The sequence below is a fragment of the Brevibacterium iodinum ATCC 49514 genome (assembly GCF_900169265.1).
Classification (GTDB): domain Bacteria; phylum Actinomycetota; class Actinomycetes; order Actinomycetales; family Brevibacteriaceae; genus Brevibacterium; species Brevibacterium iodinum.
This window is the reverse complement of the sequence record NZ_FXYX01000012.1, coordinates 1-24998: the sequence shown is the minus strand read 5'-3', so window position 1 is coordinate 24998 and position 24998 is coordinate 1. Positions and strand designations below refer to the sequence as shown.

21 protein-coding genes are annotated in these 24998 nt (G+C 64.9%); 10 read left to right on the top strand and 11 right to left on the bottom strand.

Going from position 1 to position 24998, the window contains the following annotated elements:
* Positions 1-4: 4 nt before the first annotated feature.
* The 3 genes from BI49514_RS09530 to BI49514_RS09520 are packed head-to-tail and all read right to left on the bottom strand — an operon-like array spanning position 5 to position 2975.
* Positions 5-1447 (bottom strand): aldehyde dehydrogenase family protein, encoded by a 1443-nt coding sequence (locus BI49514_RS09530; RefSeq protein ID WP_101546323.1) that lies wholly within the window; start codon positions 1445-1447, stop codon positions 5-7.
* Positions 1444-1845, bottom strand: a complete 402-nt coding sequence (locus tag BI49514_RS09525) for a sterol carrier family protein (RefSeq protein ID WP_101546322.1) — start codon at positions 1843-1845, stop codon at positions 1444-1446. The genes BI49514_RS09530 and BI49514_RS09525 overlap by 4 nt, the downstream gene beginning before the upstream one ends.
* Positions 1845-2975 (bottom strand): asparaginase, encoded by a 1131-nt coding sequence (locus BI49514_RS09520; protein WP_101546321.1) that lies wholly within the window; start codon positions 2973-2975, stop codon positions 1845-1847. The genes BI49514_RS09525 and BI49514_RS09520 overlap by 1 nt, the downstream gene beginning before the upstream one ends.
* 33 nt (positions 2976-3008) lie before the next feature.
* On the opposite strand from BI49514_RS09520, the gene purD reads away from it, so the two are divergent.
* The 9 genes from purD (at position 3009) to purQ (ending at position 14141) form a co-directional block, all read left to right on the top strand.
* Complete coding sequence (gene purD, locus BI49514_RS09515) at positions 3009-5249, top strand: phosphoribosylamine--glycine ligase (RefSeq protein WP_101546320.1); 2241 nt, start codon at positions 3009-3011, stop codon at positions 5247-5249.
* Between the two features lie 294 nt (positions 5250-5543).
* Positions 5544-7262, top strand: coding sequence for an amidohydrolase (locus tag BI49514_RS09510; RefSeq protein WP_101546319.1), 1719 nt, complete (start codon positions 5544-5546; stop codon positions 7260-7262).
* Positions 7263-7277: 15 nt separating this feature from the next.
* The gene (locus BI49514_RS09505) at positions 7278-8465 is read left to right on the top strand and encodes an ABC transporter ATP-binding protein (RefSeq protein ID WP_101546318.1); all 1188 of its coding nucleotides are present in this window, start codon (positions 7278-7280) and stop codon (positions 8463-8465) included.
* 22 nt (positions 8466-8487) lie between these two features.
* Positions 8488-9630, top strand: coding sequence for a polyamine ABC transporter substrate-binding protein (locus BI49514_RS09500; RefSeq protein WP_244195005.1), 1143 nt, complete (start codon positions 8488-8490; stop codon positions 9628-9630).
* Complete coding sequence (locus tag BI49514_RS09495) at positions 9627-10565, top strand: ABC transporter permease (RefSeq protein WP_101546316.1); 939 nt, start codon at positions 9627-9629, stop codon at positions 10563-10565. The genes BI49514_RS09500 and BI49514_RS09495 overlap by 4 nt, the downstream gene beginning before the upstream one ends.
* A gap of 1 nt (position 10566) precedes the next feature.
* Positions 10567-11430 carry an ABC transporter permease gene (locus BI49514_RS09490; RefSeq protein ID WP_101546315.1) on the top strand — a complete coding sequence of 288 codons (864 nt, stop codon included), beginning with the start codon at positions 10567-10569 and terminating at the stop codon, positions 11428-11430.
* Between the two features lie 158 nt (positions 11431-11588).
* Entirely contained in the window at positions 11589-13034 is a 1446-nt protein-coding gene (locus BI49514_RS09485; protein WP_101546314.1) for an NAD(P)/FAD-dependent oxidoreductase, read from the top strand.
* Positions 13035-13149: 115 nt separating this feature from the next.
* A complete protein-coding gene (purS, locus tag BI49514_RS09480; RefSeq protein WP_025780534.1) occupies positions 13150-13407 on the top strand; it encodes a phosphoribosylformylglycinamidine synthase subunit PurS in 258 nt (85 codons plus the stop codon).
* Complete coding sequence (gene purQ / locus BI49514_RS09475; protein WP_101546313.1) at positions 13404-14141, top strand: phosphoribosylformylglycinamidine synthase subunit PurQ; 738 nt, start codon at positions 13404-13406, stop codon at positions 14139-14141. The genes purS and purQ overlap by 4 nt, the downstream gene beginning before the upstream one ends.
* Positions 14142-14196: 55 nt before the next feature.
* Here the strand turns inward: purQ and BI49514_RS09470 are convergent, their stop codons facing one another.
* The 5 genes from BI49514_RS09470 to BI49514_RS09450 all read right to left on the bottom strand — a co-directional run bounded on the left by BI49514_RS09470 (position 14197) and on the right by BI49514_RS09450 (position 22210).
* Positions 14197-14997, bottom strand: a complete 801-nt coding sequence (locus BI49514_RS09470; protein ID WP_101546312.1) for a hypothetical protein — start codon at positions 14995-14997, stop codon at positions 14197-14199.
* A 489-nt stretch (positions 14998-15486) separates the two neighbouring features.
* Entirely contained in the window at positions 15487-15981 is a 495-nt protein-coding gene (locus tag BI49514_RS09465) for a peptidoglycan-binding domain-containing protein (RefSeq protein WP_101546311.1), read from the bottom strand.
* Between the two features lie 267 nt (positions 15982-16248).
* Complete coding sequence (locus BI49514_RS09460; RefSeq protein ID WP_145996201.1) at positions 16249-17958, bottom strand: ICP22 family protein; 1710 nt, start codon at positions 17956-17958, stop codon at positions 16249-16251.
* A gap of 402 nt (positions 17959-18360) precedes the next feature.
* Positions 18361-20475: an ABC transporter ATP-binding protein gene (locus tag BI49514_RS09455; protein WP_101546309.1), complete on the bottom strand. Its 2115-nt coding sequence runs from the start codon at positions 20473-20475 to the stop codon at positions 18361-18363.
* A 1-nt stretch (position 20476) separates the two neighbouring features.
* Entirely contained in the window at positions 20477-22210 is a 1734-nt protein-coding gene (locus tag BI49514_RS09450; protein ID WP_101546308.1) for an ABC transporter ATP-binding protein, read from the bottom strand.
* Between the two features lie 215 nt (positions 22211-22425).
* On the opposite strand from BI49514_RS09450, the gene BI49514_RS09445 reads away from it, so the two are divergent.
* Positions 22426-23532: a DUF6882 domain-containing protein gene (locus BI49514_RS09445; protein ID WP_167443911.1), complete on the top strand. Its 1107-nt coding sequence runs from the start codon at positions 22426-22428 to the stop codon at positions 23530-23532.
* Between the two features lie 76 nt (positions 23533-23608).
* On the opposite strand, the gene BI49514_RS16940 is transcribed toward BI49514_RS09445, so the two are convergent.
* The 3 genes from BI49514_RS16940 to BI49514_RS09435 form a co-directional block, all read right to left on the bottom strand.
* Complete coding sequence (locus BI49514_RS16940) at positions 23609-23884, bottom strand: hypothetical protein (RefSeq protein WP_244195004.1); 276 nt, start codon at positions 23882-23884, stop codon at positions 23609-23611.
* Positions 23885-23893: 9 nt separating this feature from the next.
* Positions 23894-24574, bottom strand: coding sequence for a hypothetical protein (locus tag BI49514_RS09440; protein WP_244195003.1), 681 nt, complete (start codon positions 24572-24574; stop codon positions 23894-23896).
* Positions 24575-24805: 231 nt separating this feature from the next.
* Positions 24806-24998 (bottom strand): IS3 family transposase (locus BI49514_RS09435; RefSeq protein ID WP_145996187.1); only part of this gene is annotated, 193 nt, incomplete at its 5' end.

Genomic DNA, 24998 nt, shown 5'->3' with positions numbered 1-24998 from the left:
ACAGTCACAGTTTGATGGCGACGGTCTTCGTCTGCGTGTATTCGTCGAGGGCTTCGATGGACTTCTCGCGTCCGTAGCCGGACTTCTTGAACCCGCCGAAGGGCAGTTCTACTCCCCCGCCGGCACCGTAGGTGTTGACGAAGATCTGACCGGCGTCGACCTCGGCGGCCAGACGGTGGGCACGAGAGATGTTCTGCGTCCACAGGGCCGAGACCAGACCGTAGTCGGTGCCGTTGGCCAGCGCCACGGCCTCATCGTCGTCGGCGAACGGCAGGGTCACGACGACGGGGCCGAAGACCTCTTCCTGGGCGATCCGGGACGCCGGGTCGACGGAGTCGACGATGGTCGGGGTGATGAACGCCCCGGCCGCAAGGTCGTCGGCCAGACCGTCGGGCCGTGTGCCGCCGGTGACGATCTGCCCGGAACCGACCTCGGAGAGGAACCCGTCCACCCGCTCATGCTGCTTGGCCGAGATCAGGGGCCCGAGCATCGGGTCCTCGAGACCGTAGCCGATGGTCACCTGCGCCATAGCGGCGGCCATCTTCTCGACGACCTCGGCGTGGATGTCACGGTGGACGATGAGCCGGGACCCGGCCGAGCAGGTCTGCCCGGCGTTCTGGATGATGGAGCGCACCAGCGACGGGATCGCCGCTTCGATATCGGCGTCGGGGAAGACGATGTTCGCGGACTTCCCGCCGAGTTCGAGGACCGTGGGCACGACCCGATCGGCAGCGGCGCGGGCGATGGCCGAGCCGGTCTGCGTCGACCCGACGAAGCCCAGATGTGCGACTCCGGGGTGGGCGCTCAGTGCCGCTCCCGCCTCCGCGCCGAGGCCGGTGACGACGTTGAAGGCTCCGGCCGGGAAGCCGACGGAGTGGATGAGTTCAGCCAACCGCACGGTCGAGCGCGGGGTCTCATCCGCGGGTTTGGCCACGGCGCAGTTGCCGGTGGCCAGCGAGGTGGCGGCGGCACGGCCGATGAGCTGGAGCGGATAGTTCCAGGCCACGATGTGTCCGGTGACGCCGAAGGGCTCCCGGCGCGTGTAGACGTGCATGTCCTCGGCCAGCGGGATCGCGTGACCGTAGTAGGACTCGATGGTGTGGCCGTAGAACTCGAAGTAGCGGGCGCACACATCGACGTCGGCATAGGCCTGGGTGAGCGGTTTGCCCGTGTCCTCGGATTCGATGCGGGCCAGATCGTCGCGGTTGGCGGTGATGACGGCGGCGGTGGCGATGAGCAGGCGGGAGCGCTGTTCCGGGCTCGAGCGCTTCCATTCCCGCTGCGCTTTCGCCGCAGCCTGCACCGCCCGGTCGACTTCATCGGCTCCGGCGCGGGCGATATCGCCGAGCTGGCCTCCGGTGGCCGGGTCGATATTGGCGTAGGTGAGCAGGGACGGCACATGCCGCCCGCCGATGAACGACGTCGTCTGCGTGATCTGTGCGCTCATGCTCGGGCCTCGAGTTCTGCGGTGGTGAAGAGGGGCAGGAAGTCGCCGAGGTCGGCTCGGGTCCCCGAGGCCTCGATGTCGCCGGCGGCGAGCGCGGCCTGGAAGTCGGTGCGTCCGGTGACCAGACCCAGCCACACCTCGGCCGAGGTCTCGACGACGTTCGGCGGGGTGCCGCGGGTGTGCCGGGGTCCGGCGATGCATTGGGTGACGCCGAACGGCGGGACCCGGACTTCGACGCTGTTGCCTTCGGCTCGGGAGGCGAGCTCCTCGAGGGTGAACCGCACGGCGGTGGCGATGGTCGACCGGTCGGCCGGGGCTGCGTCGAGCCTCGCCTGAGTCAGCCACATCTCGAGTGCGCTGCGCCCCTGATCGGGGTCGATCCTTCTGCGAATCGCCATCAGTCCCTCTTCCTCTCACCGATTGTGGCAATATCTTCCCCGAGCTCCAGGCGTCCGACAACGTTCGTCCGCCCCTCGGAATCCGTGCCTCCGGTGACCGGATCCGTGATCGCGGCGATCACGGCGTCGACCGTATCCTTCCCCGACGCCGAGGCGGCTCCCGGCTCAACGTCGAACGCTCCCGCCCACTGGAGCAGGGTGAGGGCGACGAGCCCGGTGGCCCGCGAGGACCCGTCGAGGCATTTCACGGCGACGGCATACCCGGAGCGGGTGGCCATGACGATGACTCCTTCGGCCCCGCCCTTGGCGAAGACGCCGAGCTTGTCGATGACGGTCGAATTCGGTCGGCCGTGTCCTTCGATCGTCCACGGATCGGCGAAGACCGCCTCGGTGAGGGTGCGAGCCTCGCTCTCATAGGCAGCCCACGCTCCCTCCTTCTCTGTGTCATCCTCTGTGTCATCGCTGCTGCCCAACCGGATGACGCGGCCGATGGCGCGGGCGAGGCCGGTGAGGCTGAGCGCGAACACGGGGGCTCCGCAACCGTCGATGCCGACCGCGGACGGTTCCTCTGAGGCGAAGTCGGCGACCACCTCGGCGACCTTCTGCTGCACGGGGTGGTCCGGGGACAGATAGGTGGAGGTGTCGGCGCCGATGGCGCGGGCGGCGGCGAGGAACGCAGCGTGCTTGCCGGAGCAGTTGAAATACAGGGGCGAGCGCGGGTCGGTGTTCTCGTCCCCCTGCGTCCGTGCGAGTTCCTGCAGTTCGCGGCGGAAGGCTCCGTCGGCAGGGTGGGCGGACGGGCACTGCAGATCGGGCACGCTCAGCCCGGCGGCCTCCAGCATCGATTCGACGACCTCGACGTGCCCGGCTTCGGACTTGTGCGAGGCGGCGGCCAGGGCCGCGGCGGGTCCGGTCAGCTGCGCCCCGAGGCTCATCGCCGCGATCGCCTGCAGCGGTTTGAGACTCGAGCGTGTGAACACTGCAGCGTCGGGGGCGCCCAGACTGATCAGCGGTGATCCGTCCGGGTCGAGGACGACGGCGGACCCGATGTGCCGGGATTCGATGAAGCCGGAGCGCTCGACGACTGCGAGCTCGGCGGCCTGCACGGGGGTGAAAGTCGAGAAGGTCACGCACTCAAGCCTACGACCCTTTAGGCTGGTGGCGTGAAGGTTCTTGTCATCGGTTCGGGCGCCCGTGAACACGCCCTTGTCCTCGCTCTCTCGCGCGACCCGCAGGTCGACGCCGTCATCGCCGCTCCCGGCAATCCCGGTATCGCGCAGATCGCCCACACCGAGGCAGTCGATGCCTCGGATGCCGCCGCCGTGACCGCGCTGGCTGAGACCCTCGACGTCGATCTCGTCGTCATCGGGCCCGAAGCCCCGCTGGTCGCCGGAGTTGCGGATGCTCTGCGCGAAGCCTCCTTCCCCGTCTTCGGCCCCAGCGCGGAAGCCGCGCACCTCGAAGGCTCGAAGGCGTTCGCGAAGGAGGTCATGGAGTCCGCGAACGTGCCGACTGCACGCACCGTCGTCGCCTATTCGACCGACGAGGCGGCGGCCGCGCTGCGCGAATTCGGCGCCCCGCACGTGGTCAAGGCCGACGGCCTGGCCGCCGGCAAGGGAGTCGTCGTCACCGATGACTTCGACGCCGCGATGACGCATGCGAGCTCCTGCCTCGAAGTCTCCGACCGGGTCGTCATCGAAGACTATCTCGACGGCCCCGAGGTCTCCCTGTTCGTCCTCTGCGACGGCACGACCACCGTTCCCCTGGCCCCGGCTCAGGACTTCAAACGCATCGGAGACGGTGACACCGGCCCGAACACGGGCGGGATGGGCGCGTATTCGCCGCTGCCGTGGCTGCCTGCCGGCACCGTTGACGAGATCATCGACACCGTCGCCCAGCCCGTCGTCGATGAGATGGCCCGCCGCGGCACCCCGTTCACCGGGCTCCTCTACTGCGGCCTCGCGCTGACGCGCAAGGGTCTGCGCGTCATCGAGTTCAACGTCCGCTTCGGCGATCCGGAGACCCAGTCGGTGCTCGCCCGCCTGTCCAGCCCCCTGGGCCAGACGCTGCTCGCCGCTGCCGAAGGACGCCTGAACGAGACCGCGCCTCTCGAATGGGATCCGCGCTCCTCGGTGACAGTGGTCATGGCCGCCGAGAACTACCCGGGGACTCCGACCACCGGCGACATCATCCGCGGGCTCGGCACCGTCGCGACCCTGCCCGACACCAGCGTCCTGCACGCGGGCACGAAACTCGCGACCGGTCCCAGCGGCGGATTCGCTCCCGAAGATGCCGTGATCACGAAGGACATCGCCGAGACCGGTGACATCGTCACCTCCGGCGGCCGCGTGCTCTCCGTCGTCTCCCTCGGCGACGACCTCGACGATGCGCGAGCGAGGGCCTACGCAGCGGTCGACCAGATCAAGTGGGACGGTGAGCAGCACCGCACCGATATCGCCGAGGCGGCCGCCGCCGGACGTATCGAGCTCGCCTCCGGATACGCCGCCCCCGCACCAGTCGCCCCAGTGCTGCCGGGCTGGAAGCACGTGTACTCGGGGAAGGTCCGCGACCTCTACATTCCCGCCGACGCCGCCGATGCAGCGAGTGCCGAACAGCTGCTCATGGTCGCCTCGGACCGGATCTCCGCCTATGACTGGGTCCTCGACTCGGAGATCCCGGACAAGGGCAAGGTGCTCACGGGACTGAGCCTGTGGTGGTTCGACCAGCTCTCCGATGTCATCGGCAACCATGTCATCAGCTCAGACGTGCCCGAAGCCGTGGCCGGCCGCGGGCTGATCGTGCAGAACCTCTCCATGGTCCCCGTCGAGTGCGTGGCCCGCGGCTACCTCACCGGTTCGGGAATGTCGGACTACCGGGCCACCGGGTCCGTGTGCGGCATCCAGCTGCCGGCCGGACTCGTCGAGGCCGATCGCCTCGAGCCTCCGATCTTCACTCCGGCAACGAAGGCCGAGCTCGGCGAGCACGATCAGAACGTCAGCTTCGAAGCCGTCGCCGAGACCGTCGGGACCGAGACCGCAGAGAAGCTGCGCGACCTGACCGTGGAGATCTACCAGCGTGCCGAGCAGATCGCCCGGGAACGCGGGATCATCCTCGCCGACACGAAGTTCGAGTTCGGCACCCTGCCCGACGGCACGGTCGTCCTCGGCGACGAAGTGCTCACCCCGGACTCCTCCCGCTTCTGGGACGCCGAGGGCTATGAGGCAGGCAAGGCTCAGTCGAGCTTCGACAAGCAGTTCGTCCGCGATTGGCTGACCGAAGAATCCGGCTGGGACAAGGCATCGGACACTCCTCCCCCGGCGCTGCCCGCCGAGGTGGTCGAGAAGACCCGTGCCCGCTATATCGAGGCTTTCGAGAAGCTCACCGGAGAGACCTTCCCCGGCTGAAGCGCGCAGTTCTCAACCCCACAGAAGCCGCGGGGCATCGACGACAAGTCGGTGCCCCGCGGCTTCACCATTGCCGCCAACGACTCCTGTGCGAATATCGCAGTGTGAGACGCTGAATCAGCGCTACTGGCGATCCGTGTTGCAGTTTCCCTCAGTTGCCGCATATTTCTGCCACGAAATCAGTGGAATCACGGGGGAAGTTCGGATAAGGTGACTTCACAGTGATCCACAACACACTCAGAGAGCGGGCTCGGCCATCCGCCTCTGCCACGACACTGCAGTCGGGAGGCAGCCTTGGACCTCGATATCCTCGATGTCACGATCTTCGACGGTGAGGCTCTGCGCGCCGAGAATCGTGTGAGCATCCGCGACGGGATCATCACCGAGATCGGCACCGGACCCGCAGCTGTGCCCGCGTCGCGCACGATCAACGCCGACGGCAAGCTGCTCACTCCCGGCTTCGTCGATGCGCATGTGCACACGACCTTCGGCGGTCAGGAGGCCCTGGCCTGCGATATCAGCGGAGCGGACAGCCTCGAAGCGGCATTGCAGATGATCCGCGACTATGTCGCCGAGACGACCCGTGATGACGGCGCGACCGACCCCGCGAACGACTGGGTCATCGGCGGCGGCTGGTCGATGGCCCACTTTCCCGGAGGAGACCCGACCGCCGACATCCTCGACGAGGCCTGCCCCGACAGGCCCGCGATCCTGCTCAGCGCCGACCACCATTCGGCATGGGTGAACACGCAGGCGATGACCGCAGCTGGACTCGACGAGACGTCCACGGCACCTGCCGGCGGCGTCATCGTCGCCGATTCCGCGGGCCGTCCCACCGGGTGCCTGCACGAATCGGCCATCGACCTCGTCTCAGCCCACGTTCCCGCCGCCTCCGATGAGGAGGTCCTGGCCGGTCTGCGCGAAGGTCAGCGCTACCTCAACTCCCTCGGCGTGACCGCGTGGATGGACGCCATCGTCGGCGACTACGGCGGCCACCGCGACCCGTACGACACCTACGTCGGGGCAGCGGAATCGGGCGTGCTCCGGTCCGAGGTCGTCGGCAGCCTGTGGTGGCGGCGCGGAGTCGAGGACATCGACGCCGAAGTGGCCCGACTGACTGATCTCGCACGCTCCGACGGACGCTTCCGCGCCACCTCGGTGAAGTTCATGCTCGACGGGATCGTCGAGTCCCGGACCGCGGCGATGACGACCGAATACACGTGCACCTGCGGCGGCTTCGGAACGAGCTATTTCACTCGCGCCCACCTCGAGGCCTCGTTCGCGGCCCTCGATGCGGCCGGTTTCGACATCCACTGCCACGCGATCGGCGATGCCGCAGTCAAGGCCGCCCTCGACGCTTTCGAGGCTGTCCGCAGCCAGGGCACGGCCGGCACCGGGACGACCGGCGCAGCTGACACCGGCGAACGCCGTCACCATATCGCCCACGTCCAGGTCGTCGATCCCGCCGATGTCCCCCGCTTCGCCGAACTCGGCGTCACCGCGAACCTGCAGGCGCTGTGGGCCTGCTATGACGAGCAGATGATCGACCTCAACCTGCCGTTCCTCGGTGCCGAGCGCAGCGGCTGGCTCTATCCCTTCGGGTCTCTCAACCGCTCCGGCACCCATCTGGCGATGGGTTCGGACTGGCCGGTATCGACGGCGAACCCGTGGGACGCGATCCATGTCGCGCTCAACCGCTCGCACCCGACCGCCGCGGATGAGTCGCCGCTGCTGCCCGACGAGGCCATCGATCTGATGACGGCGCTGCGTGCCTACACCGCAGGTTCGGCACGCCTGCTGCGCTCGGCCGACAACGGCCACATCCGCCCCGGTCGGCCGGCCAACCTCGCCTTGGCCGGCGCCAATCCCTTCAAACTGCCGCCGACCGATATCGCGGAGATCACGAACGAACTGACGATCTGCGACGGACGCCTCGTCCACGACGCCCTGCCGCCTCGCACACCGGAACCAACCACGCCGTCCGCCCCGACCACCACCGGCTCAGCCAGCTGAAGACGAAAGGCCATCATGACCAGTACAGCCACCTCGGCGCCCTCTGCGCAGACCGGACTCGACCACCTCGAGATCCAAGGTGTGAAGAAGGTCTTCGGCGACAATACCGCCATCGAACGCCTTGAGCTGAGCGTCCGCAAGGGCGAATTCCTCTCCCTGCTCGGCCCCTCCGGCTGCGGAAAGACCACCCTGCTGCGGATGATCGCCGGCTTCGAGACCCCCACCGACGGTGCGATCCTGCTCGCCGGCAAGGACATCGTGTCCCTGCCGCCGCACCGCCGACCGGTCAACACGGTCTTCCAGTCCTACCTGCTGTTCCCGCATATGAACATCGCCGACAACATCGCCTACGGACTCAAGCAGGCGAAGGTCCCGAAACCGGAGATCGCGCAGCGCGTCCGCGAGGCCCTCGCACTTGTGCAGATGGAGGACTTCGCCGGGCGCAAGCCCGAACAGCTCTCCGGCGGTCAGCAGCAGCGCATCGCCCTGGCCCGGGCGCTGGTCAACCGGCCGCAGGTCCTCCTTCTCGACGAGCCGATGTCGGCGCTCGACAGGAAGCTGCGGGAGGAGATGCAGCTCGAGCTCAAACGCCTCCACACGAAGCTCGACACGACCTTCGTCTTCGTCACCCACGATCAGGATGAGGCGCTGGCGATGAGCGATCGCATCGTCGTCATGTACGACGGCGTCATCCAGCAGATCGGCTCCGGTGAGGACATCTACGCGAACCCGCACAACGGCTTCGTCGCCGGCTTCATCGGCAAGCAGAACTTCATCTCCGCCGAGGTGGCGTCCACCGATTCGACGGCCGCGACCCTGCGCACGGCCAACGCCGTGCTCACCGCCCCGACGCTGACACTCAAACCGGCCACCGCCGCCGGTGAGCCCCGGAATCTCGAGGTCGGCGACCGAGTGCGCGCAGCCATCCGCCCCGAACGGATGCACGTCGCCCCGGCAGGTGAGAACTCCGGGGAGGCGAACACGGCCCGCGGCTCCGTGATCTCGTATTCGTTCTTGGGCGATGTCATCCAGTACATGATCGTCGTCGGTGACAACGACGAGATCCTCGCCCGCGTGCCTGCCGCAGGGCGGGAGCCGATGAGCGCCGGCACCGAGGTGGGGCTGAGCTGGGACGCCGACGCCGTCGCCGTGTACGACCATGAGCCGAGCGCGGTCACTGCCGCCGTCGAAGACGGTGCCTGAAATGGTCCGGCAGGGACCCGATGTGACATTCCTGGCGCCGCGGGCCGCCTCGGCGAGGTTGAGCCGGCGAGCGCTGTTGGCCGGGTTCGGAGTGGTCGGCCTCGGTGCGCTGAGCGCCTGCGGGAAGACCACGAAGATGGCCGCGTCGCCGCCGACAGACGGAGAGCTCGAATCGAAGCTCAACCTCTACTCCTGGGGCGACTACGACAATCCCGAACTCCTCGACGCGTTCAAATCCAAGAACGACATCCTCGTTCAGGTCGACGCCTACGGGTCGAACGAGGAGCTCGTGGCGAAGCTCTCGACCTCACGCGGGACGTCCGGATACGACGTGGTTGTGCCGACGGGGTCGAACATTCCGCAGATGCTCGAACATGACCTGCTCCAGGAGCTCGACCTCAGCCTGATCCCGAATTTCGAGCACATGGACCCGAACTTCACGCATCAGTACTTCGACCCGGACAACACGTACTCGATCTGCAAGGCGTGGGGCACCACCGGATTCGTCTACAACACGAAGAAGATCGACCGGGAGCTGACCAGCTGGCAGGACTTCCTCGATGCCGCACAGAAGGAAGCGGCCGGGACGACCGCTCTGCTCGAGGACCCCTGGGAGGTCTCGGCGATCGCCCTGGCTGCACAGGGTTTCAGCCTCAACACTCAGGACGAGGGAGAGCTCGACAAGGCGCGGAAGATCATCGTCGACGATCTGGCTCCGAACGTGAAGGCCTATGTCGGCAATGCCGCCACGAGCATGATTCAGGGCAGCTTCACTCTTCTGCACGCCTTCAACGGCGACGCCAGGCAGGGCCTGACCGAGGTCAAGGACCCGGAGAACTGGAAGTTCGTCTTTCCGACCCCCTCGGCGAATCTGTGGATGGACTGCTGGGCGATCGCCACCGGCGCCCCGCACCCGGATTCCGCGCACGCCTTCATCAACCACATGCTCTCGCCGGACACCGCGGTCGACCAGCTCGACTACATCGGCTACCCGATCGGAACGAAGGGCCTGGCCGAGCAGGCGAAGAAGGCCGACCTCGACCAGCAGGACCTCATCTTCCCCGCACAGAAGGTCCTCGACCGCCTCGAACCGAGCAAGCAGACTCCGGCCGATCAGATCCGGACGAAGATCCTCACCGACGCCCAGGCCAGGAGCGGAGCATGAGCACACAGACCCGACCGCAGCAGCCACGACCGAAGAAGCCGGCGACGAAGTTCTTCGGCGCGGCGGCCATGTCGTTTCCGACATGGGCCTATGCGCTGTTCTTCTTCATCATTCCCCTCGCCCTCATCGTCTTCTACAGCTTCGGGTACAAGCCCGACCAGTTCACGGCCATCGCCACCGATCGCCTGTCGTTCGGTCGGTACCCGGAGGCGATGAGCGCAAGCTTCGTCTCGACCTTCGCAGCGACCTTGCGCATCTCGCTGCTCGGCACCCTGCTGTGCCTGATCATCGCCCTGCCGTTCGCGTACTGGCTGGCGATCAAGGTTGCACCCGCCCGCAGGTCACTGGCTCTGGCCCTGGTGATGGTGCCGTTCTGGACGAACTTCCTCGTCCGCACCCTCGGGTGGCAGATCATGCTCTCTCCCGACGGGTTCCTGTCGAACTGGCTGCAGGGACTCGGACTGCTCGACGGCCCCCTCGACATCCTCTACACGCGAACGGCAGTGCAGATCGGCGTCGTCTACAACTACCTGCCGCTGATGATCCTGCCGCTGTTCGTCGCCATCGACGCCTCGGGCAAGAAGCTGCGCGAAGCCAGCTACGACCTCGGCGCGGGGAAGGTGAAGACCTTCATGCGGGTCACGCTGCCGATGGCGATGCCCGGAGTCGTCTCCGGCTGCCTGCTCGTGTTCATCCCGCTCAACGGCGACTACGTCACCGCGACCGTCCTCGGCGGAGCGAGCGGCTCCATGATCGGTCAGCTCATCGCCAATCAGTTCAACACCGCACAGAACTGGGCGGTCGGAGCGGCCATGGCGATGATCCTCATCATCTCCACCTTGGCCGTCGTCGGGGTCGGCTTCGCACTGCTCAAGCTCGGGCAGGCGATCACGGCCAAGCTCAACAGTGTTCCGCTGCATGACGGGAGGGCCTGAGATGCCGAAGAAGAACACGTTCGCACGTCGGACACCGACAGATATCGCCCTGCACGCCTGGGGCATCCTCGTCTTCATCTACCTGTTCGTGCCGATCGCGGTGATCATCGCCTATTCGTTCAACAACGGCAAGGTGCTCGCGAACTTCCGCGGCTTCGGCCTGCACGCCTACATCAGCGGCATCAACAACGACATCATCGTCTCCTCCATCGTCACCAGCCTGCAGGCCGCTGTCGGCACAGCGATCGTCTCGACGATCTTCGGCACCCTCGGCGGAGTCGCTCTGGCCAGGGCCAGAAGGGGCGCATGGTGGGCACTCGGACTGACCGCGATCCTCGGACTGACCCTGGTCACCCCCGAGATCGTCGACGGCATCTCATTCCTGCCGTGGTTCGTCACCGTCGGCGTCGATTGGGGCATCACCCCGCTCAACAACGGCCTGGTCAGGCTCATCATCTCGCACGCGATGTTCTCCATGGCGATCGTGACGTTCATCGTCAGGGCCCGGCTCGCCGGAATGGACACCCAGCTCGAGGATGCCGCCGCCGATCTCGGTGCCACCCCGTGGAACCGGTTCAAGGACATCACGCTGCCGATCGCGGCTCCCGGCATCCTCGCGGGAGCTCTGATGTCGTTCACCGTCAGCCTCGACAACACGATCCTCTCGAGCTTCGTCCAGCAGCCGGGCTACACCCCGTGGCCGGTCTACATCTTCTCCGCCGTCCGCGTGGCTCTGCGCCCCGAGGTCGCGGCGATGTCGACGGTGATGTTCGTGCTCACCCTCGCCGCGCTCGGTTTCGTCGGCTTCGTCCTGCGCAAGGCCGGCGGGAACGCCACGGAGATCATCAAGACGATGGCCGCATGAGGAGCCCCATCACCGAGGCGGCCCCGAAGTTCGCCGGCTCGTGCCGGCCCGCCGTTTCGCACCACCCCGCACTTGCCGGTCTGGCAGAGTGCCAACCGACCGCACCTGCCTGTCCGGCAGAGTGCCCACCGACCGCACAGCGAAGAAAGTGAAGTGACATGGACGTCAATGCCGCATTGGCCGACGCCTCGACCATTCCGTTCTGGCTCGACACCGACCTGCGTCCGGAGCCGCTGCCGCCGCTGCAGGAGAACCGCGAGACCGACCTCCTCGTCGTCGGCGGCGGGTTCACGGGTCTGTGGACTGCTCTGCAGGCCAAGGAGCGGGACCCGAACCGTCGGGTAGTGCTCGTCGAAGCGAACTCGATCGGGTGGGCCGCCTCGGGGCGCAATGGCGGATTCTGCGCGGCCAGCCTCACTCACGGCTATGACAACGGGGAAGCCCACCTGCCGGAGGAGAACGATCGGCTCGCGCAGCTGGGCCGGGAGAACCTCGACACCATCGAAGCAACGGTGGCGAAGTACGGGATGGACGTAGAGTTCGAACGCACGGGCGAACTCGATGTCGCCACCGAGGACTACCAGGTCGCCGAGCTGCGGGAGGCTCACGATCCCGATTCCGGTTTCGTCTTCCTCGACCAGCAGGAGCTCGCGGGGATCGTCAAGTCACCGACGTACAAGGGTGCGCTGTGGGATTCTCGCGAGGTCGCGCTCGTCCATCCGGCGAAGCTGTGCTGGGAGCTGCTGCGGGTCGTCCGCGAACTCGGGGTCGAGGTCTATGAGGGCACGAAGGTCACCGATGTCAGCGATCGGAAGACCACCGTAGAGGTCGCCACCGAGCCCACCGGCGAGGCCGCAAATACGACGGGCGGCGGAACGGGGGCGGCTGCCTCCTCGCGGGCATCGTCGACGATCACCGCGCAGCGCGTGGCCCTGGCGACGAATGTGTTCCCCTCGCTCCTCAGGCGGGTGAGTCTGCATACGGTTCCCGTCTACGACTATGCGCTGATGACCGAGCCGCTGAACGACGAGCAGATGGCTGCGATCGGGTGGGAGGGCCGTCAGGGCATCGGCGACTGTGCAAACAGATTCCACTACTACCGGCTGAGCGCTGACAACCGGATCCTCTTCGGCGGTTGGGACGCCGTCTACCACTTCGGGCGGCAGGTGTCGTGGAGATACGATCAGCGGCCCGAGACGTTCGAGACCCTCGCCGAGCACTTCTTCGAGACCTTCCCGCAGCTGGTCGGGCTGAAGTTCACCCATAAATGGGGCGGACCGATCGACACCTGCTCGCGGTTCTTCTCGTTCTTCACCAGCGCCTATGGGAAGAAGGTTGCCATGGCTGCGGGGTTCACCGGGCTCGGAGTGGGTGCGTCTCGGTTCGCTGGAACGGTCATGCTCGATCTGCTCTCCGGTGAGGACACCGAACTGACCGAGCTCGAGATGGTGCGCAAGCTGCCCCTGCCGTTCCCGCCCGAGCCGGTGGCGTGGCTGGGCATCAAGATGACGACGAATGCGCTGATCAAGGCCGATGAGAACGAAGGCCGTCGCGGACCTTTGCTCAAGGTCCTCGATGCAGTCGGCATGGGCTTCGATTCCTGAGGGCTCCGGCCTGTCCGGCGACCGGACCGCGGGCGGGGAATTCGGCCGTGGTTGGTAGACTCTGGGTGAGCGCGGGAGGAACTCCCGAACACTTTCACAAAGGAGCAGTACACGCATGGCACGTGTCGTCGTTGAGGTGATGCCCAAACCCGAGATCCTTGACCCCCAGGGCAAGGCGATCTCCGGCGGACTGACCCGTCTGGGCTTCACCGGGTTCGGTGAGGTTCGTCAGGGCAAGCGGTTCGAACTCGAGGTTGACGGCGAAGCCACCGAAGAGGTCCTCGCCCAGGCACGCGAAGCCGCGGAGAAGCTGCTGTCGAACCCCGTGATCGAAAACGTCGTGGCCGTCCGCGTGGCCGAGGACGCGTCGTGACCGCTGTCGCGGCTGATCCCACCGCCGAGGCGACGCCCGAGTCCGGTGTCTCCGTCGGAGTCGTCACGTTCCCCGGAACGCTTGATGACCGCGACGCCGCTCGCGCCGTGCGTCTGGCCGGTGCGAACCCGGTGAACCTATGGCATGCGGATTCGACTCTGTCCGGAGTCGACGCCGTCATCCTGCCCGGCGGGTTCTCCTATGGTGACTACCTGCGCTGCGGCGCAATCGCCGGATTCGCTCCGATCATGGAGTCCGTCGTCGCTGCGGCGAATGCCGGTATGCCGGTGCTCGGCATCTGCAACGGCTTCCAGATCCTCTGCGAATCCCATCTGCTGCCCGGTGCGCTCATCCGCAACGATCACCAGCATTTCATCTGCCGCGACCAGGACCTGGTCGTGGAGAACGCGAACACCGCGTGGACGAGCGACTATGAGCAGGGTCAGACGATCCGCATTCCGCTGAAGAACGGTGAGGGCGGGTACGTCGCCACCGACGAAGTGCTCGACGAACTCGAGTCCACCGGACGCGTCGTCTTCCGCTACCAGGGCTTCAACCCGAACGGATCTCTGCGCGACATCGCCGGAATCACGAACGAAGCAGGCAACGTCGTCGGCCTCATGCCGCACCCCGAACACGCCGTCGAGGCCGGCTTCGGCCCCGAGTCGGGCGGCGGAATCGACGGTCAGGGGTTCTTCTCCTCCGCCGTGCGCACGCTCGTCGCCAAGGGCTGAGCCGCAAGAGGCTGCGCTTCTCCTCGGCATACTGCCGAAGTCCGTTGCAATGACCTCACGCAGGGGGTTCGGTGGGATCCACTTCGATCGTCGCCGAGTCCTCGAGATCACCGCATTTGGCCACCGCCTCGTACTCACCGGTCGGCGGCATGTTCTCTCTCGGCATATACCGCACTGATGCGGACTTGTCCTCCCCGGTCACCTGGCTCTTCTCCCAGACCTTCTTCCTGACGTCGTCGTCCTTCCTGTACACGGTGAAGGCAACTGTGTCCTCGGCCGAACAGTTGACCATTGTCAGGTTGAGTCCCTCCCGGTAGAGGCCCTCGTCGAGCATCGTCGATTCCGGATCCATCTCGAGGGTGCCGTCATCGTAGTCGCCCCGATCCCCTTCGATGATCCGAACTCGCTCGTGAAACACTCGCTCCGGTTCATCCCCGCGTTCGAGCTTCACCGTGAATTCGACGTTCGAACCGACATCAGGTTTCTTGTCCATCGCGACAGCCCCGTCGAACGCTCCGTGCTTTTCGACCGTATGCAGAATGTTATCCAAGCTTGTCGATACCCGGTCGCCCTTCTCGAGCCCGTCGATCGTGTACTCGATGCCTTTGCCTTCAGTCACCTCAGCCGGCGTCATCGTTCGATACTTCAATGCCAGGTCGGCTATTTTGACCGTCGAATCGTCACTCGAGTCGACCTCGCCAGAGGAGACTGTGTGGTTCGAGTCCGTCCGGTCCGCCGCAGCACCTTCCGTACCCGATTCTGCGGCGGATGCTGGCCCGATTGAGGCCGCGGTCGGTCCGGCCGCGAGGGCCGAGATGCCGAGGGCGACGGTCGCGGCGAGTGCGAGCTTCTTCATTGTGATCATCCTTCTTTCGTCTTTGCCAGTGATGTTCTGAAAGCGTTGTCGGGTTGATCTGCCGTATTCGGTTGTAGTGCGACCGTAGGCAAGACGAAAGCGATCTGTGGAGTTCTGATCATTGTGGTCATGACAACTTCGAAACAGCGTTCCGGCCGGTTTCGAGACGTCAATGTGACCTGCTGATTCGAACGCTGAGCCGTCGTTCAGGTTCGAGTTCCACGCGCAGTTGCGACCTCGACGAGGCGACGCTGTCGTTCCTGGTCATCCGCTCTGTCCCGGCGAGCTCGGTTCGGAGTTGGCAGCTCCGGATGCGGCAGACAGATGCGGGTGCACAGGCAGTGATCAGACTGTCGATCACATCGTCATCACTCCGCAGAATTCGGCAGGCTGGATTGTTATCGCCGATTTCGGAGACTTCAGATTGCAGTCCCCTGTTCGCAACTCAGGAAGAGGGGACCGCAACCGTCAGCAGCAGCCTGGCGGGACTCAGTCCTCGGCCCAGTCGAGTCCGACGGCGGTCTCGAGAGTGCTGTTCGTGGTGTGCAGTGGGACGGCCCAGGGTCTGTCCCCGACGATGCCGTCTGAGTCGACGCCACCCCACTTCTGAAAGTCCTCCACAGACTCCTTCGTGCCAGCCCCGAAGTCTCCGTCGGCTTCGCCCCGCGACGACCAATCACCGCTGTCTGCACCAGAGATGAGTACCTTCTGCAGGTCGCGGAAGACATCACCTATCGATCCGGTCTTCAGCAGAGGCATCGGACCACCGATCGGAAGTGCTTCCCAGGTGTCCTTTCCGACGATGCCGTCGTCATCCAGACCGACGCTTTTCTGGAACCGTTTGACCCCCGCTTCGGTGTCGGGTCCGAAATCACCGTCGACTGCGACGCTGAGATCGGGAGTTCTCCGCAGAGCTCGCTGGGCACGCAGGACCGCGGCGCCCTTGTCACCGCGTTTGATTTCGGGCTGTCCTGGATTGGACATGACTGTGCTCCTCTTTCATCGGTTTCGTGGAAGCTTCCTTGCCTCCACGACGATCAAGCTAGGCCCGTTGTTCCTGCACCTGCAAGGCTCCGACGAGACTCAACGGGCGTGCACGCGAACTGGTTCGGCACCGCCCGTGAGGACAGCACAGATCGGCCCCGGTTCTTCGACACGAAGTCGAGGAATCGGGGCCGATCGTTTCCGCCAGGACCGCTTCTCGCCGTCGGGCCGGGTGGAGTCACCAACCCGACGGGTCACCGGTCACTGTCAGCTCTTGTTCTTCCGGCGGACCAGACCGATGGCCGCTCCACCGCCGAGGATGAGCAGGACGCCTGCAGCCAGCCCGGTGAGTTCGGTACCGGTGCGAGGCATCGACGAGCCGCCCCCGGATCCGCCGGCTTCACCGGAGTCTCCTCCGTTGCCGCCACCGAACTCACCGCCGGTCACGGCGAACTTTCCTGACCTGCCGATGTCCATGCATTCGGCGAAGACCTTGTAGGTCCCGACGTAGTATGCGGGATCATCCCCGAGTCCGTAGACGTGGATTCCGGCCGCGCCTTCTTCATTGGCCGTCGCGGTCTGTTCGTAGAGTTTCTCGCCCTCGTCCCCGGAATAGACCTCGAAGTGGACGTCAGCATCCGGGACGCATTTGTTGACCATCAGCTGCACACCTTGGTCCCGGTCGATGAAGTCCTCCCCCGAAATCTTTTCGGGGTTGATCGAGAGCTCGGGGTCGACGACGATGCCGTCGTCGGTGACAGTGGACGTGGTCTCTGCGCTCTTGTCACCGCAGGAGGCCACGACCTTGAAGTCACCGATCCAGCCCTTGCCGCCGTCACCGTCGGGTAGGAACTGGACGGATCCCGCTGCATCCTCACCGGCTTCCTGGGTCTCGTCCCAGATCACGGTGTCGGGGTCTTTCGCGGAGCTCACCTGGAACTTCACCTCGGAGTTGACATGGCAGTCGACGAGGGTGATGTTGACTCCGTTCTCGAGGAAGTCGGCGAGTTTCTGGCTCTGCGGGGTGACACTGAGGTCCGCATCGGAGCCGTCGTCGTTCTCAGTGACGGAATACGTCGTCTCGGCACTCGTGTCACCGCATTCTGCACTGACCACGAAGTCACCGATCCATCCGTCACCGCCGGTGCCTGGCATGAAGGACGTGGAGACCGAACCGTCATCGCCGGCGGTCTTCGTCTCTTCCCAGATGCTCGTATCTTCGCCCTTGCGGACGATGGTGACGGTCACTTCTTCGCCCGCCTCGCAATTGCTCACGGTGATGTCGACACCGTTGTCGAGATACGAGTCGATCCCCTGGCTCTGCGGGTCGACGCTGACGGTCGCATCCGAGTCATCTTGGCTGTCGGTGATCTCCACACTGCCGCTGAAGGTCTTCGACTCCTCTCCGTCGCGGGCGACGGTCACGGTGACATCGACGACGTCGCCGACCTTGAGCTCGGTGTTGCCGCGGAGCTCTCCGTTGAACGTTCCGTCACTGTCGACGGTGATGGAGCCGTTCTCGCCGGGTCCGGCGGTGACGGTGTCTCCGGCCTTCAGCCCGGTGATGGTGTACGGGATGGCCTCGGCTGCCTCGTCGACGGTCATCGACGACTGGTCGAGGGAGAACGAGGCATCGATCGGGGTCGAGTCCTCGGTCGGTTCGTCCGAACCTTCGCCAGGGTCGGCCGCCTCTTCACCGTCGCCGGCATCGGCTGCGTTCTCATCGCCTCCCGGTTCAGTCGATTCCTCCCCGTCGCCGGGTTCGGTGGGTGTGCCGGGATCAGCGGCGTCGTCACCAGGATCCGTGGGCGGGTCCTCTGTGCCCGGGGATTCTGCGTCGCTGTTTCCTGCTTCTCCTGCGGCTTGGACGTCGGCAGCTTGCGCAGTTGTGCGCTCATCTGCTTGTGCGGCTGCCTGACCCCATCCTCCGAGGGAGAGTGCCAGAGCGAACGTTGCCGCCATTGCCAACCGTTTCATGATGGTCCTTCCAGAGTTCTGGTCGGTTGCCGTCTTCGGTTATGGCATGGACCATACGCAGGCATAGGAGAGCGCACGACTTTAGGTCATTTAGGTCATGACAGAAGTGATAGAGGTGTTTGGCCGAATATTTATCACTTCGCAATACTGGTCGTGCGCCCTGATTATGGTGCTTCACGTGTTCGTGCCTCAGGCTGTGCTCTCACCTGCACAGCAACTTCTATTTGGGGCTGGTGAGCCGCACTGCAGAGCGTTCAGAACAGTGTCACATTTGGATCGACTTCGGCATTCATGCCCCGAAAAACGTTATGTCGGATTCTCGTTCGCCACCTGATTTCTGCGGTGAATGCGATGCAGGGTCCCCGCGCTCAAGCTCGGGGACCCTGCCACTGCTCGGAACGATCAGGCTTGCGGAGAGCGGCCTTCCTCTGCCGGCGCCTCGGGGCTTTCACCTTCGGCATCCGGTCCGTCCGCGCTGTCGGAGGCCGCAGCCTCGTCGACCGACGCACCGGCCTCGGCCTCGGCGAGCACCTCGGCAGTGAACTGCTCCTCGGCGTCCTCCCCGCGGAACTGCGACATGTACAGCCGGTGGTAGGCGCCTTCTGCCGCGAGCAGCTGCTCGTGATTGCCGTGTTCGACGATCGCTCCGTCCTCCATCACGAGAATGGTGTGAGCGTCACGGATCGTTGACAGCCGGTGGGCGATGACGAACGACGTCCGATCGGTTCGCAGCGCTGCCATCGCCTGCTGCACGAGTACCTCAGTGCGGGTGTCGACCGAAGAGGTCGCCTCGTCGAGGATGAGCAGTGAGGGGTCGGCGAGGAACGCTCGGGCGATGGTGATGAGCTGCCGTTCGCCGGCCGAGACGCTGCCGCCGTCGGAATCGATGACGGTGTCATAGCCGTCGGGCAGCTGGCGCACGAACCTATCGACCATCGTCGCCTTGGCGGCTGCGACGACTTCCTCATTGGTGGCGCCCAGCCGGCCGTAGCGGATGTTGTCGGCGATGGTGCCTTCGAACAGCCACGCGTCCTGGAGCACCATGCCCACATGTGAGCGGAGGTCGGCCCGGCTGAGGTCGCGGGTGTCGATGCGGTCGAGGTAGATGGTGCCGCCCGTGATCTCGTAGAAGCGCATCACGAGGTTGACCAAGGTGGTCTTGCCGGCGCCGGTCGGGCCGACGATCGCCACCGTATGTCCCGGCTCGGCGGTGAAGGACACCTTCTCGATGAGAGGCGTCTCCGGAGCATACCGGAAGCTCACTTCGGAGAATTCGACCTTGCCCGGAGTGCGCGGGGGCAGTTCTTGCTGCACCTCGTCGGGGTCCTCCTCCTCGGCGTCGAGCAGTTCGAAGGTCCGCTCCGCCGAGGCGACCCCGGACTGGAGCATATTCGCGACACCGGCCATTTCGGAGATCGGCTGCGAGAACTCACGTGAGTACTGGATGAACGCGGTCGCATCACCGAGCGTCATCTGTCCCGTCGCCACCTTGAGGCCGCCGGCGACGGCGATGAGGACATAGCTGAGGTAGGACACGAACTGCATCGAGGGCATGATCATGCCGGAGACGAACTGTGCTCCTGCCGAAGCCTTGTACAGCGATTCGTTGCGACGGTCGAACTCCTCGAGCATGACCGCGTCACGACCGAAGGCCCTGACGATGTCAAGGCCGGAGAATGACTCTTCCACGTGCCCGTTGACCTCACCGGTGTGCTTCCACTGCGCCTTGAACAGCTTCTGCGAACGGGTGCCGATGACGCCGGCGATGATCGCCGACAGCGGCAGAGCGATGAGAGCCAGCAGTGCGAGTTGCCAGGACACGATGAACATCATCACGCCGATGCCGATGATCGTCAGCGCAGACTGCACGAGCTGAGAGAACGCCTGCTGCAGGGCCTGCTGGATGTTGTCGACGTCGTTGGTCACTCGCGACATCACGTCGCCGCGCTGACGGGTGTCGAAGTAGCGCAGCGGCAGCCGGTTGATCTTGCGTTCGATGTCCTCACGCAGACGGTAGACCACGCGCATGACCAGGGCGTTGAGGATATACCCCTGCGCCCACATGAGCATCGAGGCCACGAGGTACATGAGCAGGACGGCGATGATGATCTGACCGAGCGCCGTGAAGTCGATCCCCTGCCCGGGCACCACCTCGGCGGTGGTGAGCATATCGGCGAAGTCGTCCCGGCCCTCGGCGCGGGCCCCGGCGATGATGTCGTCGATGTTCGCGCCAGCGGGCAGCTGAGCGCCGATGACTCCGGAGTAGACGACGTCCATCGCCTTGCCGAGGACCTTGGGCGCGATGACGGTGAGCACGACGGAGCCGACAACGAGGGCGACGACGTAGAACATGCCCTTCTTCTCCGTGGCCATGAGTCCGAACAGACGTTTGACCGATGGCCAGAAGTGCTTGGCCTTGCGCGGAGGTGTGCCTCCGCTCATCTCCAGCTCTTCGCCGCCGGGGATGTATTCGTCTTCCGCGGCCACCACGGTCTCAGTTGAGGTGTTGTCGGCCATGTCAGTCCACCTCTTCCGTGGTCAGCTGGGATTCGATGATCTCGCGGTAGGTCGGGTTCGCCTCGGCGAGTTCCTCATGGGTGCCGCGGCCGACGATCTTCCCGGCTTCGAGGACGATGATCTGATCGGCGTCCCGGATCGTCGATACACGCTGGGCGACGACGATGACGGTGGCGTCCCCCGTCGATTCGTCGAGGGCGGCCCGCAGGCGGGCGTCGGTGGCGACGTCGAGGGCGGAGAACGAATCGTCGAAGACGTAGATCTGCGGCTTCACCGTCAGGGCTCTAGCGATGCACAGACGCTGCCGCTGCCCACCGGAATAGTTCGTGCCTCCCTGGGCGACGCGTTCTGAGAGTTTGTCTTCTTTCTCGGCCACGAAATCGTCGGCCTGAGCGATGCGCAGGGCCTCCCACAGCTCTTCATCGGTGGCGTCTTCATTGCCGAAGCGCAGGTTCGAGGCGATCGTGCCGGAGAACAGGTACGGCTTCTGCGGCACCAGACCGATGAGCTGGGCCAGCTGGTGGCGATTGAACTCGGTGACGGGGGTGCCGTCGATGAGGATCTCGCCGACCTGCGGGTCGATGAGTCTGGGGATGAGGTTGACGATCGTCGACTTGCCGGAACCGGTCGATCCGATGATCGCGGTCGTCGTTCCGGGCTGGGCCGTGAAGTTCAGTCCTTCGAGCACAGGCACCTCGGCGCCGGGATAGCCGAAGGTGACATTGCGGAATTCGAGCTCACCGCGACCGGGCAGCTCCGTGACACCGGCCGGGATGGTCATCGTGCTGCGGGTGTCGAGGATCTCGGCGATGCGTTCGGCGCAGACGACGGCGCGCGGAATCATCATCATCATGAATACGCCCATCATCACGGCCACGAGGATCTGCAGCAGGTACTGCAGGAACGCGGTCAGCGATCCCACTTCCATTTGTCCGGCGTCGACGCGGTGGCCGCCGAACCACAGGACGGCGGCGGTCGCGAGATGGAGGATCATCATGATGGCAGGGAACATGAGCACGAACAGGTTGCCGACCTTGACCGAGGTTTCGGTCAGGGCACGGTTGGCATCGGCGTAGCGGTCGGTTTCGAAGGGCTCGCGGACGAAAGCGCGGATGACACGGATGCCGGTGATCTGTTCGCGCAGAACTCCGTTGATGTCGTCGACCTGGTCCTGCATCCGGCGGAACAGCGGCATGAGGAGGTAGACGAGAATGGCGACGACGATGAACAGGACGGGCACGGACACCCACACCAACCAGGACAGCCCGGCGTCTTCCCGCAGGGCCATGATGATGCCGCCGATGCACATGATCGGTGTCGAGACCATGAAGTTCAGGGTCATGAGCACGAGCATCTGAACCTGTTGGACGTCGTTGGTGTTGCGGGTGATGAGGGTGGCGGATCCGAACTTTCCGACTTCGAGCATCGACAGGTCGTCGACCTGACGGTAGATGGCTCTGCGGAGGTCGCGGCCGACGCCCATTCCCGTGCGGGCGCCGAAGTAGATCGCGGTGATCGCGGTGACGACCTGCACGAGGCAGACCAGCAGCATCGTCATGCCCGTCGACCAGATGAAGTCGGTATCGCCCTTGGCGACTCCCTCGTCGATGATCCGCGCATTGAGGCTGGGCAGGTACAGTGCTGCGATGGTCGAGGCCAGCTGCAGGATGACGACCAGAATGATGAACGGCCAGTAGTTTTTGGCGTATTTCAGGGACAGGCGGAGTAATGCCACGTTGAACGTCCTGAGAGAAGAGCGGCTGATGATGGAGTCGTGAGAGTTGCGAAGCGCAACAGACTATCTTACTTTGGTTCTCCTCTCAGAGATAGACGAGCCGGCGGCAGATCCAGGCGTTCTGCCACGACCTCCACTTCACCATGAGGCACTGACACGGCCTTCGCACCGCGTGCCTCCTCGATTCTCGGGCGCTCCCGCATACGCTTGAAAGCATGAGCTCAACTCTGCAGGACCTGGTCAATCGTGCCGTCTTCTATTCGACGGAGGTGCAGACGCATTTCGGTGCGCTCATCGCCGACGCCGAGTGGGAAGTCGACTTCAGCTCCGACCCGCACCTGACGTTCACCTCGACCGAGGGCGCCGTCCTGCGCACCCGGCCGCATCTGCTCGGATCGGAGTCAGGCAGGGAGAAGACGTGGCTGTGGGGTTGGGAGAACGTCAATGACTTCCCCGATGCCGTCGTCGGGCTCTCCCACGAGGTGCGCAAGTTCGGGGCCGCCAAGGACGTCAGCGAGCTCACGACACCTGAGCTCTCCCTCGATGAGGAGCTCGCACTGCGGCTGACCCTGGCGTCGAAGGAGGCCACCGACAAGTGGGCCCACTATCCTGCCGCCGCCGGAGCCGGGACCACTGTCTGGCTCCTCGTCGATGCCGCCGAGATCGCACTGCCCGCACCGCAGGTCAAGGTCTCTGTGCGGGCGCTCATGCAGGGACTGACGCAGACGACGGTGACCGACCACCGCGCGGCCATCGAAGCGTACGTCGCCAGACGCGGCATTCCGACGGCTGAGCTCCCCGAGGGCGGCCTGCGGATGCTGTTCGCCGACGGCTCGGCTGACCTGTCCTTCGACGATCAGCGTCGAATCTCCAACTGCGACCTGAATGCGCCGCTGGAGGGCGAGGCCGCCGAGCAGTACGCGGCTGCGGAAACCACAAGCACCCCCGCCGAGGCAGCCGCCGCCTCTCACGCGACCGATTCGACTTCCGCGCCCGCCGCGAAGGATGTTGCCGCACCACCTGCGTCGACCCCCGCGACACCGACGCCTGCTCAGACAGAGGAAGCTGCACCCACGGAGTCCGTGCCAGACGAGAAGCCGGCAGCGGAAGCGGCCCCGGCGCCCGAGGCTCAGGCCGAGGAAGCGGCAGAGCCTGCGGCGGAGGCTTCGGACGCCGCACGCGGACAGCAGCAGCAAGACGAGCGGCTGCTCGGAGACGGGTCTGTCGAACCCGCCGAGACGGATACTCCGATCGCGGAAGAACCGAGCAAGGGCGCCAAGCCGAAGAAGAAGGGCCTGTTCTCCAAGCTGTTCGGACGCTGATGCGCCGCTGAGCTGTTGAATCCCTGAAGGATTGGGGCCCCGCCGATCGGCGGGGCCCCAAATCATTCATCGGCTTTCAGCGGTTGACGGGCGTCTCGGGTCCCCAGCGGAAGCCTCGATCGAAGAGGAACCTTCGCTCATCATCATTGCGCAGCGTCAGTTCCGAGTCCTCTGCTTGAAGAGAGAACTCGCCCTCTCCGACCTTCGCGTACCGGAACTCAACCGTGCCGGAGGGATCGCGAATAAGCGCCTGAGCGCCTTTCCGGACCTGGTAGAGCTTCCCTGTGATCGACGGGCCATCGACGCTGTAGACACCGTCCTGGAAGTCTCCGTCGGAGTACCGCACGCTCATTCTCTTGCCCTAGCCCCAGCCTATCTGCCCGAAAGCGATCTGAGTGATATCTGCGGTTGTATGGTCGGTGCCCTCGATCGGGGCCGGTTTGCCTGACGTGGTGATGGTATAGACACCTGAGATCTCCTCAGGAGTCCCAGGGCGGCCCCATTTGAGACTGATTCCGGTTGCCAGTCCACTGCCGACGATGATGACGACAGCAAGTATCGGGGAGACCCAGCGGGTGATGCGAACGAAGATCCGGTTGTGCCAGATTAGGCCGCTGACAACCGGTCCGACGCTGCGCCCGAGTGCGAATCTCACGATTCGGGGCACGTTGGGGATGAGAAGGATGAGACCGACCAGGGCCATCGCTCCTGAGCGCTGCTTCACCGGCACGTCGAACGTCAGATTGAGAAGGAAGACCACGCTCATGTCGAGAGCCGCGATGAGTGCGCCGAGCCAGGCAGAACGACGGAAGAGCAGTAGGACGACGGCCAGAAGCTCAGCCAGGCCAGCCAGGAATTGAACGGTCGGGGAGAACGCCATGAACCGCCACAGCAGCCCCATGGGGCTCATCTCGCCGTACTGGACTAATGCGTCAGCGTAGTCGGCATAGCCCATCTGAACGTGGAAGATCTTCGTCCAGGCGTAGGGCAGGAGCGCGATCGCCAATCCGATGCGCAGCAGCCAATGCAGGGCCCAGAGCATACCGATCCAGCGCGACCGTAACCGAGACTGTTGGGCGTCCGGCTCCGCTGATTGAGCGTGCAATGCAGTGTCGTTCGTCGTCATAATGTTCACATCACTGACAAAACGACTTGCTCCGAAGTAGGGATCTCCGGACGATCCCTCAAGACATTCCCCACCTCCTTATTACTACCTGATGGCGGCGCAGCAACCTGGCGTGGACTGGTCCCCAAAAGTTGGACTGCTGTGAGGTCAGCATAGTTCGTAAATAGGCTCACCATCCTTGGCGGTCTTGCTTCGATATTCCATCGGGGCAACGCCGCCAAGTCGTGACGAGATCCGTTCGTAGTTATACCAATGAATGTACTCATCGATCGCGGCCTTGAGGTCCTCGACCGTGTCGAATTTCTGCAGATAGAACATCTCGGACTTCAACTGCCCGAAG